Source organism: Thermobifida fusca NBRC 14071 = JCM 3263, assembly GCF_001592045.1.
Classification (GTDB): domain Bacteria; phylum Actinomycetota; class Actinomycetes; order Streptosporangiales; family Streptosporangiaceae; genus Thermobifida; species Thermobifida fusca.
On sequence record NZ_BCWB01000045.1, the window covers coordinates 1 to 15,517 of the forward strand.

The 15,517-nt window shown below is 65.3% G+C and carries 14 protein-coding genes and 1 tRNA gene; 5 read left to right on the top strand and 10 right to left on the bottom strand.

Translation table 11 applies throughout. From position 1 onward, the window contains the following. Positions 1–626: 626 nt before the first annotated feature. A complete protein-coding gene (locus tag TF1_RS11795) occupies positions 627–935 on the bottom strand; it encodes a hypothetical protein (protein WP_011293491.1) in 309 nt (102 codons plus the stop codon). A 903-nt stretch (positions 936–1,838) separates the two neighbouring features. On the opposite strand from TF1_RS11795, the gene TF1_RS16380 reads away from it, so the two are divergent. From TF1_RS16380 to TF1_RS11805, 3 genes are all read left to right on the top strand, one after another. Then, positions 1,839–1,961 carry a DLW-39 family protein gene (locus TF1_RS16380; RefSeq protein WP_218016133.1) on the top strand — a complete coding sequence of 41 codons (123 nt, stop codon included), beginning with the start codon at positions 1,839–1,841 and terminating at the stop codon, positions 1,959–1,961. Between the two features lie 141 nt (positions 1,962–2,102). Continuing rightward, positions 2,103–2,175, top strand: a tRNA-Ala gene (locus TF1_RS11800). A gap of 569 nt (positions 2,176–2,744) precedes the next feature. Further along, a complete protein-coding gene (locus TF1_RS11805; protein WP_227480952.1) occupies positions 2,745–3,365 on the top strand; it encodes a DUF1707 and DUF4870 domain-containing protein in 621 nt (206 codons plus the stop codon). Positions 3,366–3,433: 68 nt separating this feature from the next. On the opposite strand, the gene TF1_RS11810 is transcribed toward TF1_RS11805, so the two are convergent. Next, complete coding sequence (locus TF1_RS11810; protein WP_061783896.1) at positions 3,434–3,997, bottom strand: hypothetical protein; 564 nt, start codon at positions 3,995–3,997, stop codon at positions 3,434–3,436. A 263-nt stretch (positions 3,998–4,260) separates the two neighbouring features. On the opposite strand from TF1_RS11810, the gene TF1_RS11815 reads away from it, so the two are divergent. Together TF1_RS11815 and TF1_RS11820 are read left to right on the top strand one after the other, a co-directional pair. Then, a complete protein-coding gene (locus tag TF1_RS11815) occupies positions 4,261–4,785 on the top strand; it encodes a peptidylprolyl isomerase (protein WP_011293486.1) in 525 nt (174 codons plus the stop codon). Positions 4,786–4,975: 190 nt separating this feature from the next. Further along, a complete protein-coding gene (locus TF1_RS11820) occupies positions 4,976–5,692 on the top strand; it encodes a rhomboid family intramembrane serine protease (protein WP_338010685.1) in 717 nt (238 codons plus the stop codon). A gap of 198 nt (positions 5,693–5,890) precedes the next feature. Here the strand turns inward: TF1_RS11820 and TF1_RS11825 are convergent, their stop codons facing one another. The 8 genes from TF1_RS11825 to TF1_RS11860 form a co-directional block, all read right to left on the bottom strand. Beyond that, positions 5,891–6,148 (bottom strand): cell division protein CrgA, encoded by a 258-nt coding sequence (locus tag TF1_RS11825; protein ID WP_038042970.1) that lies wholly within the window; start codon positions 6,146–6,148, stop codon positions 5,891–5,893. 159 nt (positions 6,149–6,307) lie between these two features. Then, the gene (gene pknB / locus TF1_RS11830; RefSeq protein ID WP_011293483.1) at positions 6,308–8,104 is read right to left on the bottom strand and encodes a Stk1 family PASTA domain-containing Ser/Thr kinase; all 1,797 of its coding nucleotides are present in this window, start codon (positions 8,102–8,104) and stop codon (positions 6,308–6,310) included. 44 nt (positions 8,105–8,148) lie between these two features. Next, positions 8,149–9,648 (bottom strand): serine/threonine-protein kinase, encoded by a 1,500-nt coding sequence (locus tag TF1_RS11835; protein ID WP_061783897.1) that lies wholly within the window; start codon positions 9,646–9,648, stop codon positions 8,149–8,151. Further along, positions 9,641–11,089, bottom strand: coding sequence for a peptidoglycan D,D-transpeptidase FtsI family protein (locus TF1_RS11840; RefSeq protein WP_011293481.1), 1,449 nt, complete (start codon positions 11,087–11,089; stop codon positions 9,641–9,643). The genes TF1_RS11835 and TF1_RS11840 overlap by 8 nt, the downstream gene beginning before the upstream one ends. Beyond that, positions 11,086–12,528, bottom strand: a complete 1,443-nt coding sequence (locus tag TF1_RS11845) for an FtsW/RodA/SpoVE family cell cycle protein (RefSeq protein WP_011293480.1) — start codon at positions 12,526–12,528, stop codon at positions 11,086–11,088. The genes TF1_RS11840 and TF1_RS11845 overlap by 4 nt, the downstream gene beginning before the upstream one ends. Continuing rightward, a complete protein-coding gene (locus TF1_RS11850) occupies positions 12,525–13,949 on the bottom strand; it encodes a Stp1/IreP family PP2C-type Ser/Thr phosphatase (protein WP_011293479.1) in 1,425 nt (474 codons plus the stop codon). The genes TF1_RS11845 and TF1_RS11850 overlap by 4 nt, the downstream gene beginning before the upstream one ends. After that, entirely contained in the window at positions 13,946–14,425 is a 480-nt protein-coding gene (locus tag TF1_RS11855; protein ID WP_011293478.1) for an FHA domain-containing protein FhaB/FipA, read from the bottom strand. Before TF1_RS11855 ends, TF1_RS11850 begins: the two co-directional genes overlap by 4 nt. A 253-nt stretch (positions 14,426–14,678) precedes the next feature. Continuing rightward, positions 14,679–15,440, bottom strand: a complete 762-nt coding sequence (locus TF1_RS11860; RefSeq protein WP_011293477.1) for an FhaA domain-containing protein — start codon at positions 15,438–15,440, stop codon at positions 14,679–14,681. Positions 15,441–15,517: the final 77 nt, after the last annotated feature.

A 15,517-nucleotide genomic window follows, 5' to 3' on the forward strand; every position in this document is an offset into this window, starting at 1 on the left:
CTCTGCGTTAAAACAAATACTGGACCTACAGAATTCGGCTTGCAGGACGAGGCAGGAGTTCCGCCGTCGCTGCACGGCCACAGGCCCCTGGGAAGAAAACTGGGGCGACGAGGGCTCAACAGGTCAACCTGCGCATGCGGACGGATCTGTTCCCGTTCCGCCGCCACGCTCGACCAGGCCGGCGTTCAGGACGCCTGGTGGTTGTCGAGTGTCTCCGAGCCAGCTCGGTGGAGAATCCCCGAACCACCGGTCTGCCCCCCAACCGGAATCGCAGGCCTCAACGAGAGACGGGCCACCCTAACTGGCGCTCATGTCTCTATGGGGAACGTTTCGATGGATGCGACCCGGGAAAAGAACCGACCACAAACCAAGAAAGGGGTGTCAATCCTCTTCGGAATCCACCCCCGCAGGCACCTCGAGCAACTGGCGCACCAGCGCTATGAACTCTTCATCGCTCATCGCAGCCCAGTCCACATGCTCGTTCATGATGACGCGGTTCCCCGAATGCAAGATCAATAAGCATGTGTCTGGCTGAGAAAATAAAAAGAACTGAGCGACGTTCTAGGACATCTCACCTCATTCTCGGGATTTACTGGTCTGACCTGCGAATACGGGCTCAAGCAGGGTCACATCCGCCGTTGGATGGCGGCACGGCACTCGGGGCAACGGCACCGCTTGTTGTAGCCGGTGACGGTACCGTGCGGCAGAGCAGGGTCACGTTCCGCCATGAGAGTGGCGTCGAGTTGGTCCCCGAACTCGCGGAGGACACGTGCCGCGGCGAACACGCGTTGTGGAGTCGTGCCCAATTCGCGTGCGGCGTCGTCGAGGTGAATCCCCTTGCGGAGCTTCGCAATCAGCCTGGAGCGCGTAGACGGGGGGAACTCCCTCTCCGTCGCCTCAATCACCTGCTCGACGTCATCAATGGGGTAATTCATCGGTTTCCTATGAGTGGACGGAAGCTTCGATGTCCTCCTGACTCAACCGCATCGTACGCGGTCTTCAGATCGAAATCATCGCTTTCTCCCTAAGGAGAGAGTGGCGAGCATAACCAATACGTTCCCTGACACAAAGATGAATATTTCTGGGAACGCATTGCCTGTAGCTCACCGTAGCGATTCCGGTTTATCGCGTCAGAGTTTGCGTGATTTCCCGGGGAAAACCGCGCAGCCTTCCTGCAGCTTCACTGCTTGGAACCGCCGGTGTACCGCTGGAAGTCTCAGGATTTGCCCGCGGGGCTGGACGCGGCATGCCTCAGGCCGGCAGAGTCGGCCACGAGCGCCTTCCCGAAGCGTGCCGGGTGCTTGAACAGGCCTGAGGCTCCGAAACCCTCGTGAAGCCACGCCTGGACAGCAGGGGAGGCGAGCCCGGTGCTCGCCGAGTACGACGTCGGGCCGCACTCCGACTCCTGCCGGAGCAGCGCCGCTGTGCTGCGTCGTGGGGCAGGCTGCCCGCACACCAGGGCATCCCGTGATGGACGGGGAGGAAAGCCGGAGGACACGGCAGCCAGATGTGAGTCAACCGGTATTTGGTGTCCTAGTGTGGCCAGGGGACGGTCGCAATCCCGGTCTCGTTTACCGGCTTTCGAAGACGATAATGAAAAAATCAAGGAGTGGCGGCAGGCGCGTCACCGTACGCTATTCAAGGTGACAGTGCTGTGAGGTTGCTAGGCTGCTGAAGAGCAACCCATAAAGCGCTGTAAAGACGCCTTAGGCCCGGTTTGGCGGACCTGTGGACGGGGACCGACCTGTCGGCTGTGACTCATCAGCCTGGCCTAGGGCTGTGCGTGAAGTCTCGTTCTCAACATCCCACAAGAAAGTAAAGGGGTCCTCACCGTGAACGTGAAGAAGATCCTCGTCCTGGTGCTGGTGGCCCTCGGAGCGTTCGCCATCTACCGCAAGATCCAGGCTGACCGCGCCGAGCTGGACCTCTGGACCGAGGCCACGGCGGCTAACGAGAGCTGAGCGGAGACATCACCGGACTCCACCGACAGAACCCTGGCGCTGTCCTCCGGTTGTTGGACCACCGGTTGCCCACCCGAGGCGAAAGAGCGGTATGCTCTTCAATCGTTGTTGTAGAAACATGCGACAATGAGTATGTGCCGAGGGGCCATAGCTCAGCTGGCAGAGCGCCGGTTTTGCATACCGGAGGTCAGGGGTTCGACTCCCCTTGGCTCCACAGCAGCAGATCAGAACTGGGACGGAGACCTCCCCGGAGGTCTCCGTTTCGCATGTCTAGGCCTCGGCACAGTGCCCTCAAGGGGCGCGTGAGGCCCAGCAGCGCCGCTCCTCTGCCCGTTTCACGGCCTTGGCCAAGCCACGTGCTCCTACAGGGGGTATGCGGTCTTCCTCTCTCACCGAGCCGGCTCCAAGCGTCTAAGGGAGTGGACACCGCCCATCCGCGGGGTCTTCGCGGGGCAGCAGTCCTCCCCTGCCCGCTGGGACGAGTCGCGGCCGCCAACGGCACAGCGGGGATAGGCGGCTGCTCGTCCTCGCCTGTGACGAAGACCCGGTGCGGAACCCGCGGCGTCGCGTGGAACGTTTCCTTGAGGGCGTGCGTCTGTTGGCCACAGGCGATACTTCTGATGAGCCGCCGGTGACAGAAGTGCGTATCAGGGGATTTTCAGGGAAATCCCGCTGGCGCAGAGTGCCGCATCCCCTGAACGATAGAAAGAGACACACAGACTTCACGCAGCGGAAGAACAGCCAGAGGACACCCATAGAGCGCGGCAGGGAGTGAACGTGGCCGTGAGCAATCCGACACCTCCAATCCCCTCTTATGGGGGACGCCCCGTCCCGCCGTCCCAGATGCGCGTTACCCATGCGGAACGTGACCGCATCGCGGAAATGCTCCGGGATGCGTACGCGGAAGGACAGCTCGACGAGGAGGAGCTCGACGAGCGGTTGAGCCGGGCGATGAAAGCGAAAACCCGGGGAGACTTGCAGCCGCTGGTCGCCGACCTGTCTCTTACCCCCGCTTCAGCGGCAGTCCCGCACCCCGTGCAGCAAGGGGAACCGACGAAGGAGGAGCGTCTCTGGGCGGCAGGCGGTCACCTGTCGGGGTACTTCCTCCCCGTCCTGGGCCCGCTGATCGTGATGCTGGTCAAAAACGGCTCCCCGTACGCGCGTACCCAGGCGATCCGAGCGCTCAACTACCACCTGAACTTGCTCATCGCCACCGTGCTGGCGCCGTTCGCTATCTTCCTGCTCGTCACGATCCCCATCTACCTTTTCTTGTTCCTGGGGTGGGTCTTCCTCCCGCTGGTCGGTGGGGTGGCCTCGCTGATCGGAAGCAACTGGAAGTATCCGCTCACCATCGACATCGTCAAAGAGCATCCCCGCCCCCCAGAAACGCCGCCGCTTCAGTGAAGGCAGTACGAACGCTGGGCCCCGCATCGTGCGGGGCCCAGCGTTCGTGGACGACACAGGGACGGTGGTTACTGTTTGATCTGGCTGTTCAACTCGCTCGAGGTGGACCCGGTGGCCGCAGCCTCGGGGGGTGCTGCGGTCTCAGCGGCTTCGGGGCTGTCCCAGAGCTTTCCACGGGTCTGGCGGGCTCGCGCAGCGAGCTGCTGGCGGGTCTGACGCACCTGCTCCCGGGCGTTCTCCAGGTGGGCGTGCCACTCGGCGTCCTGGGCGGCCTGGCGCAGCCGCAGCACGGCGTACACGGCGGCGAGGCCGAGGACTCCGGCACCGACGTAGACGAGCGCGCGCGGCAGCTTACGGCGCGGAGGGGCGGGGGCAGGGTCCACTTTCTGCGCGGCGGTGCTCAGCAGTTCGGCGACGCGGGGAGCCACGGTGTCCTCCACGCGCTGGGCCGCGCTATGGAGCCGGGGAGCGGTCCACCCTCGGGCCTGTTCAATGCGCTGGACTGCGGCCTCTTTGGCTTGCGCGGCGTAGGGGGCAAACCGTTCTGCCTGCTCCCGGGCTACCTCCTGTAGACGGCTCAGGGCCTCCTCGGCTCCCTTCTTGGTCTGTCCACGCTGCAACACGATCGACACGTGGTCCTCCTTTGGTTCGCAGGCTGCTCGGTGCCCTCCCCCCGAGCAGGACGTTCTATACCTGAGACGTCAGTCCCGAAGCTTTCGACTCGCCCGTTATCGGGGTGTTATCTCAACATACGTGGTTGATCGTGGCCAATCACGTGTTGAAGGTCGTGTCTGAAGTCTCTTTTTCCGCTGGCGGACCGGACGGGGCAGTAATGGGGGAGCTGAACGGGCGGTAACGTGTCAGGGGTAAGCATCCGCAACGGAAAGGTATTCGGGTGTCCGACACCAAGGAGCTCTTCGCTCGGCTGAACACCACCAAGGGCACGATTGTCGTCAGGCTCTTCCCCGACAAGGCGCCGGAGACGGTGGCGAACTTCGTCGGGCTCGCCGAGGGAACCAAACAGTGGGTGGACCCCCGCACGGGACGGCCGACGACGAGCAAGCTCTACGACGGCACGGTGTTTCACCGGGTCATCAAGGACTTCATGATCCAGGGCGGCGACCCGCTGGGTAATGGACGCGGTGGCCCCGGATACAAGTTCAACGACGAGATCCACCCGTCGTTGAAGTTCGACCGCCCTTACCTGCTGGCGATGGCGAACGCCGGCCCGAACAGCAACGGCTCCCAGTTCTTCATCACTGTGACGCCCACCGACTGGCTCAACGGCCGTCACACGATCTTCGGTGAGGTTGTCGAAGGCAGTGAGGTGGCTGTGGCGATCTCCGAGGTCGCCACCGACCAGATGGACAAGCCTTTGGAGCCGGTCGTCCTCGAGTCCGTCACGATCGAACGTAGGTAGGCGAAGCGGTATGAGCGCCTCTCCCAGTTCTGAACCGACGTCCCAGGCGGTCCCGGTCTGCTACCGACACCCGGGGCGCGAGACCTATGTCCGGTGCCGCCGGTGCAACCGGTACATCTGCCCGGACTGCATGCGGGAGGACTCGGTCGGGTTCCAGTGCGTGGAATGCGTCGCTGAGGGGAACCGGAGTGTGCGAGAGGCGCGCACCGTCTTCGGGGGCAGGATCATCGCCAAGCCCTATGTGACCTGGGCGCTGCTGGGGCTGATCGGTGCAGTGTTCGCGGCCCAGGTCGTGTCCTCGGGCGGTCTCGTCCGGCTCGGCACCACCGCTGATCCGCTCGTCTACGAGTTCGGGATGTGGGGCGGGGCGGTCCTGGCGTGGCACCAGTGGTACCGCCTGCTCACCGGGGTGTTCCTGCACGGCGGCCTCATGCACTTGGCGTTCAACGGGTTCGCGCTGTACGTGCTGGGGCCGCAGTTGGAGCGGTGGCTCGGCCACCTGCGTTACGCGGCACTGTGGGGAGTGAGCGCCCTCGGCGGGTCGGTGCTTGGACTGCTGGTGCAGCCGACAGTGATGTCGGTGGGGGCGTCTGGGGCGATCTTCGGACTGTTCGGCGCGGTCTTCGTGTTCGGTAAGCGGCTCAGGTTGGACACCCGGTTCATCCTGGGCCTGCTTGTCGCCAACCTGTTGATCACCTTCCTGGTGCCGGGGATTTCCTGGACCGCGCACATCGGCGGTCTCGTGAGCGGTCTGCTGCTGGGCTTGGGGTATGCCTACCTTCCGCCGAAGGCGGGCAGGGAGAGCAAGCCGTGGCAGCGCGCGCTCTGGCACGGAGGGGTCACCGTGGCCTACCTGGTGCTGCTGGGCGTCGCGATAGCGGTGGCACCGATCGCGTCGCTGGGGTGAGGCGCGGGCCGCCGGCTGGGGTTCGTCTTTGCGACGGTGTGGCCTGCTATGCCGGCTGTGCTGCCGGGAAATCCGTGTGGTGGCGCTGGAACCAGCCTGTGGATAACTCTGTGGATAACCTTGTGAATAAGTTGTGGATAAAGCTCACAATATCCCTGCTGAGCTGGGAAAACAGCGCCACTTATGTCCTGTGGACAATCAACGCCAGCGTGTGGAGACGATCAGCGCCATGATGATGCCGCTGAACCCGATAGCCAGGTTCCAGTTGGGCTGCTTCTCCAGGAACGAGACCGGGATGAAGTTGCCGATGATGTAGTAGGTCCCGATCCACAGGATGCCCAGGACGAAGAACGTCAGCATGACCGGGAGCACCCAGCGCCCGCCGATCTTCGGCTGGGGAGCCGTCGGGGGTGGCGTGTAAACAGCCTTCTTCTTGCGAACGCGAGACTTGGGCACGGTCGCTGCTCCAAATACAGGTGATCGAAAGATACTCCGAGACGGTACGCAGTCTACGGCACAACCGGACGTGCGGGCGAATACTTCTCACGACGGACCGTTATCGACGCTGGTGGGGGCCGTACGATCCGCGGATCGTACGGCCCCCGGCGTCAGTGGTCAGTCTCCCTCACCGCGCCTGCTGAACGGGTTCCATTCCTCCATGTCCGGCGGGAACGGTGGGAAGGGAGTCTCGTCGCCCGGCGAGCCCGGATCCGGCGGGGTCGGCGGCTCCGGTCGCTGCGGTTCCTTGGCGAAGGTCACCGTGACCGTGGTGCCGCGCTCCACCTTGGTGCCCGCCTGCGGAGACTGGGCGATCGCGGTCCCCGGGGTCGCGTCGCTGGTCTCCTGGGTCTGCGCCTCGAGGGTCAGACCCAGCTCGGCGAGCCGTTCCCGGGCCTGGTCCTCGTTCATGCCGGCGAGGCTCGGCACCTCGACCTTGGTGCTGGCCTTGGCGACCACCAGGTTGACCTTGGTCCCCGGCTCCACCTCGGTCCCCGCCTTGGGGTCGGTGGACAGCACGGTGCCTTGCGGCTCGTCAGACTCTTGGTGGGTGATCTCGCCGCGTGCCAGGCCGGCCCGGTTGATCTCCCCGAGCGCGTCCGCCTGGCTCATCCCCACCAGGTCAGGCATTTCAATCATCTCCGGTCCACCGGAGATGAGAATGGTGATCTCCGTGTCCGGCGGGACTGTCTCCCCGATCTCCGGGTCGGTGCCGACCACCTTTCCCTCTTCAATCTCGTTGCTCGGGGTCGGCTCGTCGGCGACTTCGATGTTCTCGAAGCCTTTCTCCTGCAGCGTCTCGGTGGCCTCCTCCACCGACATGCCCGCCACGTTGGGGATCGTGATGTTGTCGGTACCCGGGTTGAACAGCAGCCAGCCGAGGAACGCGGCGGCCGCCAGCACTGCGGTCCCCAAAAGCACCCACAGCACCTTGTTTCCGCTGCCGCGGCGACGGTCCTCGTCGTCGTACGGGTAGTCGTCGTAATCGTCGTAGCCGTCGTCCCGGGTGGGGGGAAGCGCGGTCGTCGCCCCGTCGTTCGCCGCGGAGAGCGCCATCGTGCTGGCCGCGGTCGGCATGCCTTGGAGGCCGCGCTGGATGTCGGCGCGCATCTCCTCCGCAGTCTGGTAGCGCTGCTCGCGGTCCTTGGCCATTGCGCGCAGCACGATCGCTTCGATCCACTCCGGGATCTCCGGGTCCAGCTCCGTCGGCGGGATCGGCTCCTCCCGCACGTGCTGGTAGGCGATAGACACCGGAGAGTCGCCCACGAACGGCGGACGGCCGGTCAGCAGCTCGTACAGCACGCAGCCGGTGGAGTAGATGTCGCTGCGGACGTCGACGCGCTCACCGCGTGCCTGCTCCGGGGAGAGGTACTGGGCGGTGCCGATGACCTGTGAGGTCTGCGTCATCGTGGCCTGGGCGTCGTTCATGGCCCGGGCGATGCCGAAGTCCATGACCTTGACCTCGGCCTGCCGGGTCAGCATGACGTTGGCCGGTTTGATGTCGCGGTGCACGATGCCTCGGGCATGGGCCGCCGCCAGGGCTCGGAGGATGCCGTCGGTGATCTCCAGCGTCCGCTCGGGCAGCAGACGCCGGTTGTCCTCGAGCAGCTCCTTGAGGGTGCGCCCGTCCACGTACTCCATGACGATGTACGGGATGGGTACGCCGTCGATCACGTCCTCGCCGGTGTCGTACACAGCGATGATCGACGGGTGGTTCAGAGAGGCAGCGGATTGCGCCTCCCTGCGGAAGCGGGCCTGGAAGGTGGGGTCCCGGGCGAGGTCTGAGCGCAGGGTCTTGACGGCCACCAGCCGGTCGAGACGGAGGTCACGGGCACGGAAGACCTCGGCCATGCCACCCCGCCCAACGGGGGCCTCAAGTTGGTAGCGGCCACCAAGGAGCCGTGGCTGAGACATGTCGTGAACTGTTCCTCACAGTCGTGAAAGGACCTGAGCGGCCGTCAGGGCGGCGTGGAGCCTCGCGACTCCTCACCGGTGCCTCCGGTGGGACCGCCCGGTGCCGCACCGCCGCCATCCGCGTCGTCCTCGTCCGAAGGGCCACCGGGTTCCTCCCCGGGATCGGGTGTGGAGTCGGCGCCGTCCCCGGGTGGGGAGGGGTACTCGGACTGTGGAGGCGTCGTTGGTTCTGGGTGCGGGGCCGGCGAGTAGCTCTCCTCCGGCTCGTCGTTGAGCGGGGGAAGCTGACCGCCGGGATTGTCTGGGACAGGGGTCTGCGAGTCGGTCGTTATGTTCTCTGTTGTGTCGGGGGATCGAGAGAGTGTCGGGACGACCGACCGATGACTGGTTGGAGCCCCATTGGTACCAGGTTCCTTCCCCAGCAGCCCGACCAGGAAGATCCCCACCGCGACAGCTCCGACGGTTGCGATCAGAGCGAACACGACGGGTAGGTTCAGGCGGCTGTTCGGTGCTGCAGATCTCTCGGCAACTCTATCCGAGTCCTTGCCTTGCGGGGGAGGCCACGTCTGAGCTTGAGCGCCCGAATGCGGGCCGTCAACGGGGGTGCTGTCCCCGGTAGGAGGGCCGGGCTGGGCGGGGACCACTGCGGTGGCCGCCGTGGCCGACACCAGTCCTAGCGCCTCGGTGGCGTCTCCTCCGTTGAGTGCGGCGCGGAGCCGCTGGGCCCACTGGGATACTTCGGCAGCAGACGAGGGGCGCTCCTGCGGGTCTTTGGCCAGCATGCACTCCACTAGTTCCCGCACCGCGGGCGGCACGCTGTCCGGCAGGGGCGGGGGAGGCTCCCGGGAGTGGGCGAGTGCCAGCGCCAGCGGAGTGTCCGCGGTGAAGGGCGGGTGGCCCGCCAGGCACTCGTAGGCGACGATGCCCAGCGCGTAGATGTCCGACAGCGGACTGGCGGGTTTTCCCGATACCTGCTCCGGGGAGATGTACTGGGCAGTGCCCATCACCATGCCGGTCTGGGTGAGGGTCACTGACTCGTTGCCGCGGGCAATACCGAAGTCGGTGAGCTTCACCGTGCCGTCTTCGGTCACCAGCAGGTTGCCCGGTTTGATGTCGCGGTGGATGACCCCGTTGGCGTGGGCGGCGGACAGCGCCTGGGCGGCTTGGTCCACCACGTCCAGGGTGATGTCGGGGTCGAGGCCTGGGTTGCGTTTGATGATGGCGGACAGCGACTCCCCCGTGATCAGCTCCATGACCAGGAAGGAGAAGCCGTCCTGTTCGCCGTAGTCGTAGACCTGGGCGATGTTCGGGTGCGACAGCGCCGCAGTGATCTGCGCTTCGGTGCGGAAGCGCTGTTGTGAGACCGGGTCACTGACCTGGGCAAGGTGCAGGAGCTTCACTGCCACGGGGCGGCTGAGCAGTATGTCGGTGGCCCGCCACACTTCGCCCATGCCGCCCACGCCGATGCGCTCGTCGAGGCGGTACCGGTCGACCAGTACCACCCCGGCCCGTGAACCAAGTCCGCGCTCAGGGGTCTCACTCACCGTTGATCACTGCTTCCATGATCGCTTTGGCTACCGGAGCCGCCAGAGTGCCACCGCTGGCGTTACCGCGCTCGATGACGACCGCCACCGCGACCTGGGGGTCGTCAGCGGGAGCGAAGGAGATGAACCAGTTGTGGGTGTCGCCGTCGCCGACCTCAGCGGTACCGGTTTTCCCCGCTACTTGGATACCGGGGATCGCCGCGGTTTTGCCACTGCCTTCGTCTCCTTCAGTGACCAGGATCATGGCCTGGGTGAGCTGTTCGGCAGTGTTGGCGCTGATTGCTTCGCTGAGCACCTTGGGGGTGGTGGACTCGATCTCGGACATGTCCGGTCCGAGAATCTCTTGGACGAGGTAGGGCTGCATGAGGGTGCCGTCGTTGGCTACCGCGGCTGCGACCATCGCCATCTGCAGCGGGGTGGCCTGCAACTGGCCTTGCCCGATGCCCATCTGGGCGCGCAGGTTGTCGTCGGGCTCCAGCGGTGCGGAGCTTTCCGTCACCCGGACGGGGATGTCCATCGGGCCGGAGTTGAACCCGAAAGCGGTGGCCTGCTCGTGCAGGGCTTCAGCGCCCAGTTCGATGGCCCAGTTCGCCATCGAGGTGTTGCAGGAGATCTCGATCGAGTGCGCGATCGAGTCGGGTGCCCCGCCGTTGCACGGGCCGCTGAACGCGTTCGGGAGCTGGCTGCCGCCGATCTGGATCGACGCGGGCGCGTCAATAGTGGATTCGATGGTGTGGCCGTTTTCCAGGGCCGTGGCGGCGGTGACGATCTTGAACGTGGAGCCGGGCGGGTAGAGCTCGTTGAAGGCCCGGTTGAGCAGGGGCTGGTTCTTGTCGTCGGCCAGCTTGTTCCAGTTCTCCACCGAGGTGTTGACGTCGCTCAGGTCAGCGACCGAGTTCGGGTCGTAGGTGGGGATGGAGGCCGCGGCCAGCACCGCGCCGGTCTTCGGGTCGAGGGCGACGGCTGCTCCCCGGCCGTTGGTGGCGTACGCCTTCAGCCCTTCCAGGGCTGCCCGCTGGGCGTCCGGGTTGAGGGTGAGGACGACGGAAGCACCCTGGGGCTCGGTTCCGGTCAGCATGTCCAGGAAGTTGCGGACCATGAGGCTTTCGTCGGAACCGTCGAGGTAGGAGTTGTGGGTCTGTTCGATACCGAAGTTCCCCATCGGGTTGAACACGCCCACCGGGTGCGCGTACAGCTCCCCTTCAGGGTACTCGCGCTGGTAGTACTCCCCGTCCTCGTTGTAGGTGGAGGTGGCGATCTGTTCGTTGCCCACCACGATTGGGCCGCGCGGCAGGGAGGTCCGTTCGGCGACGTCGCGCCGGTTGAACTCGTGCTCGCGGAGCCAATCGGCTTGGAACGCCTGGATCCAGGTGGTGTTCAGCAGCAGCACCCCGAACAAGGCCAGGGAGAACACCGCGAGTCTGCGAATGGGCTTGTTCATCGGGAGATCACCTGGGTCGCACCCTCGTCCTGGATGGCCACGGGGGCCGGTTTGCGGGCGTTGTTGCTCATCCGGACCAGTAGGGCGAGCATGATCCAGCTAGACAGCAGGGCTGAACCACCCTTGGCCACGAAGGGGATGGTGGCACCGGTCATCGGGATGACGCGGGTGACGCCGCCGATGACCACGAAGCTCTGGAAAGCGATGAGGAAGGAGATGCCCGAGGCGAACATTTTGACGAACAGCTCTCGGGAGGCGAGGGCGATGCGCATGCCGCGCTGGGCGAGCAGGGCCAGCGCCAGCAGCATCACCATGAGACCGGTGAGCCCGAGCTCCTCGCCGAAGGCGCTGAAGATGAAGTCGTTCTGCACTTCGGGGACGTGGCCGGGCTTGCCGCCGCCGAGTCCGGCGCCCAGGATGCCGCCCTCTCCCATGGCGAACAGGCCTTGGACGAGCTGCTGGCTGTTCTGCCCGGCTTGCACGCAGAAAGCGTCGGCGTTGTTGGCGATGACCTCGTCGGTGCAGAACACTTCGGGGTTGAAGGCGTCCAGCCAGGTGACCACGCGGGTGCGGAAGTGGGGGACCAGCGGGTACAGCATGACGCAGGCCCCGAAGAACGCGGTCAGGCCCAGGATGATCCACGAGGAGCGCTGCGTGGCCACGTAGATCATGGCGAGGAAGGTGCCGAACAGCAGCAGCGAGGTGCCCAGGTCGTTCATGAGGATGACCAGGACGATGATGCAGAAGCCCCACATGACTGCCATCGGCGCCGTGTCGCGCATCCGGGGCAGGTCGAGCACTTTGACCCGGCCGATTTTCAGCGGCTTGCTGACCAGTGAGAGCACGTCGCGCTTGGTGACCATGTAGCCGGAGAGGAAGATGACCAGCGCGATCTTGGCGAACTCGGACGGCTGGAGGCTGGTGATCCCCAGGTTGATCCACTGGCGGGCACCGTTGATGGTCATGCCCAGGCCGGGGATGAGGGGGAGCAGGAGCAGGAACACCGCGGTGAGCGCCGTGATGTAGGGGTAGCGCTGCAGGACGCGGGGTTCTTTGAGGAAGTACACGATCGCCGCGAAGACGACCAGGCTGGCAGCGGTGAGGATCAACTGGTCCATCGCGCTGCCTCGCGAAGTGTCGCCCGTGGCTTCGAACAGGCGCCACAGCATGGCGATGCCCAGTCCGTTGAGCAGGGTGGCCAGCGGGAGCAGCAGCGGGTCGGCGTAGGGGGCGAAGAACCGGATGAAGACGTGCGCGAGCAGCGCCAGCCCGCCGAACAGCCCGCCGTACAGGAAGAGGTTCGGCGGCATTTCACCGTTGCGGGTCAGGCTGGCTTCAATGAGCGCGAACAGCGTGATGCCGATCGCGAACAGCAGCATGACCAGTTCGGCGTTGCGCCGTTTGACCGGCGGCAGCGCGGCCGACAGTGCCTCGCTCATTGCTGGCCTCCATTGCCCTGCGCGTCGTTCGCCCGCTGCTCCGCGTCGGTGGCGGGGGTGGGGGCGGAGGGTCCTCCTGCTGGTGTGTCCGTCGTCGTGCCCCGGCTGGGGGTGACCGGCGGCTGGGGGTCGTCGTCGGCGTCGTCGAGGCCGCAGGAGGCAGGGTCACGCTGGCAGTTTTCGAAGGTCTCCCGTAGGGCAGCGACCCGCTCTTCGGCCTCGCTGAGGCTGTCGACGGTGATACTGCGCTCAACCGACTCGCGTTCGGTGACGGGGAGCCCGTCGAGGGGGATGCCGGTGCGCTGCAGTTCAGTAGCCAGGCTATAGCCCGCGATGTCGGTGTTGATGCCTTGGTAGATGGCGACTTCGCCGTCGGGGCTCGCCCCCACGAAGTACTGGCTGAGGAGGAATTGGCGGCCGAAGTAGAAGCCCACGCCGGCCACGACGGCCACGATGATGAGGAAAGTGACCACCATCGGCCACCAGCGGCGGGTGCGGGGCGGTTCGAAGTCGTCTTCCTCCGGTTCGTAGGGGGGGATGCGCTCCATTTCGGCGGTGTCGCCAGCGTTGGCGGTGGTGGCGCGGGCGAGTTCCTGGGCGCGTCCCGCAGGGGTGTCAGAGGGGGTGAAGAAGGGTTCGCGGCGTTGGCTTGCCGCGCCAACCACGGTGGGGGTAGCGGTGGGCCCCACCGGGTCGATGGCGGTGTCGATGACGTCGGCGACGACCGCGGTGATGTTGTCGGGTCCGCCGCCGCGGCGGGCGAGTTCGATGAGGCGGGACGCCGCATCTGCGGGGGTGGGAGCGCTGGCGAGGGTTTCGTGGATTGTTTCTTTGCTCACCACACCCGACAGGCCGTCGGAGCAGAGGAGGTAGCGGTCGCCGACTTCGGCTTTCCACACGGAGACGTCCGGGTCGACGCGGCCTTGGCCTTGGATGGCGCGGAGGAGGAGGGAGCGTTGGGGGTGGGTGGCGACCTCGTCCTCGGTGATCTTGCCTTCGTCGACCAGGGTCTGCACGAGGGTGTGGTCGCTGGTGATCTGTTTGAGCTCGTTGTTGCGGAGCTGGTAGGCGCGGGAGTCGCCCACGTGAACGAGGACCATGCGGGAGCCTGACCACAGCATGGCGGTCAGGGTGGTGCCCATGTTTTCGAGGTGGGGCTCTTCGATGACCTTGCGGGCCAGTGCCTCGTTTGCTGCCGCGACAGCTTCCTGGAGGGCTTTGACCATCTCGCCGCTGGGGATGTCCTCGTCGAGAGGCATCAGCGAGTGCACGGCCAGGGAGCTGGCGATTTCGCCGCCCGCGTGACCTCCCATCCCGTCAGCCACGACCAGCAGGTTGGGGCCCGCGTAACCGGAGTCTTCGTTGCCCTCTCGCAGGCAGCCGACGTCGGAGTACGCCGCGTAGCGAAGTGCGATAGTCATTTGCGTAGTTCCAGAACGGTCTTGCCGATGCGAATGGGCTGTCCGATGGAGACGGGCTGGGGACGGGTCAGGCGGGACTGGCCGAGGTAGGTGCCGTTCGTTGAACCGAGGTCCTCGACGATCCAGCGGCCGTTGTCGGGGAAGAGCCGGGCGTGGCGACCTGAGGCGTAGTCATCGTTGATGACGAGCGTGGAGTCTTTGGCGCGGCCGATGATAATCGGCTGGGAGGTGAGGTCGATACTCGTCCCGGCGAGGGGGCCTTTGACGATCACGAGGGAGCGAGGTTCGTTGCGTCGCCTGCGTGCAGGGCGGGCAGGCCTGGGGCGTCCGGCCTCTCGGCCGCGGGCGGAGCTGCGTTTCTTGCTGGTGGCCGGGCCGAACAGGTCGGTGCGGATCACTCCCACCGCCATGATGATGAACAGCCACAGCACCGCGAGGAACGCGAGCTTGATCAACAAGAGAGTCAACTCGGACATTGCAGTGCTCTTCAGCCCCTGTCGTGCTCCGGCTGGGTCAGCGGTGATGGCTCCGCCAGCGCATGCTGTCGCGTTGAACCGTGTCTACCGCCTCGGAAGCCAGGTGAACCCATTGGACCCGGTTATTGTGCCCGATTGAAGCGGTATTCGGAATAAAGTCTCGGTCGGGGGATAGGTCATTCTCACGGGTGTAGCTATGGAGGAAGACCCGCTCCGTCGCGTAACGTTGCGGGTCTCGGTTCCGTTCAGTTGTTTAGTCCCGCCGGAAGGTCATGGTGGTTCTGCCGAGGCTGATCCGGCTGCCGTCCACGAGGCGGGCCCGTTGGACCTGCTGGCCGTTGACGAACGTCCCGTTGGTGGAGTTCAGGTCCACCAGGATGGCCTCGTTTCCTTCCAGCCGGATCTCGGCGTGGTGGCGTGAGACCCCGTTGTCCACCAGGCGCAGGTCGCAGTCGGTACCCCGACCCAGGAGCGTCACCTCGGAGGTGAGCTCGTAGGCCTGCTGGGCTCCCTGAGCGGTGAGGGAGCCGTCGGCTGCTGCGCCGCCGGGCGACAGCAGCAGTCGGGGACGTCCTGGAATCACGCTACCGCGGCGGGGATGGTCGGTGACCGGTTTGATGATTTCGCCGTCCTTGACAGTGTCTCCGCGGATCACCGCGGAGCGAACCCGGAAGCGACCGGTTTGGAGGTCGTCGGCCGTCTCGAATCTCACCCGCACGGGACCAACGAACGAGTAGCCTTGTTCGGTTGCATACTCGCGGGCGAGTTTGGAGAGTTCCTGGCCGAGGTTGTCGGCGTAGACGGCGAGGCGCTCCCTGTCGGAGGCGGAGAGTTCCACGACGAAGTCGTTAGGGACCAGGGTGCGGCCTTGAGCGACGATCGCGGCGCGTTCGTCCATCTCGCGTTGCACGTTGCTGGCGACCTCGACGGGCTGGAGCTCCGACTTGAAGGCTCGCGCGAAGGTGCCTTCGATCATCCCTTCGAGCCGGCGCTCGAAGCGTTGAAGCACTCCCACGAGGTACCTCCCTTGACTCCACGTCCCGATGAGATGATCGTAACCGGGCTAAGGCCTCTTTTGCTTCACTGGACGGA

Coding starts and splice junctions, on each gene's coding strand:
- TF1_RS11795 (WP_011293491.1), bottom strand. CDS start 935: ATGAATTACCCCATTGATGACGTCGAGCAGGTGATTGAGGCGACGGAG.
- pknB (WP_011293483.1), bottom strand. CDS start 8,104: ATGTCTCAGCCACGGCTCCTTGGTGGCCGCTACCAACTTGAGGCCCCC.
- TF1_RS11840 (WP_011293481.1), bottom strand. CDS start 11,089: ATGAACAAGCCCATTCGCAGACTCGCGGTGTTCTCCCTGGCCTTGTTC.
- TF1_RS11845 (WP_011293480.1), bottom strand. CDS start 12,528: ATGAGCGAGGCACTGTCGGCCGCGCTGCCGCCGGTCAAACGGCGCAAC.
- TF1_RS11850 (WP_011293479.1), bottom strand. CDS start 13,949: ATGACTATCGCACTTCGCTACGCGGCGTACTCCGACGTCGGCTGCCTG.
- TF1_RS11855 (WP_011293478.1), bottom strand. CDS start 14,425: ATGTCCGAGTTGACTCTCTTGTTGATCAAGCTCGCGTTCCTCGCGGTG.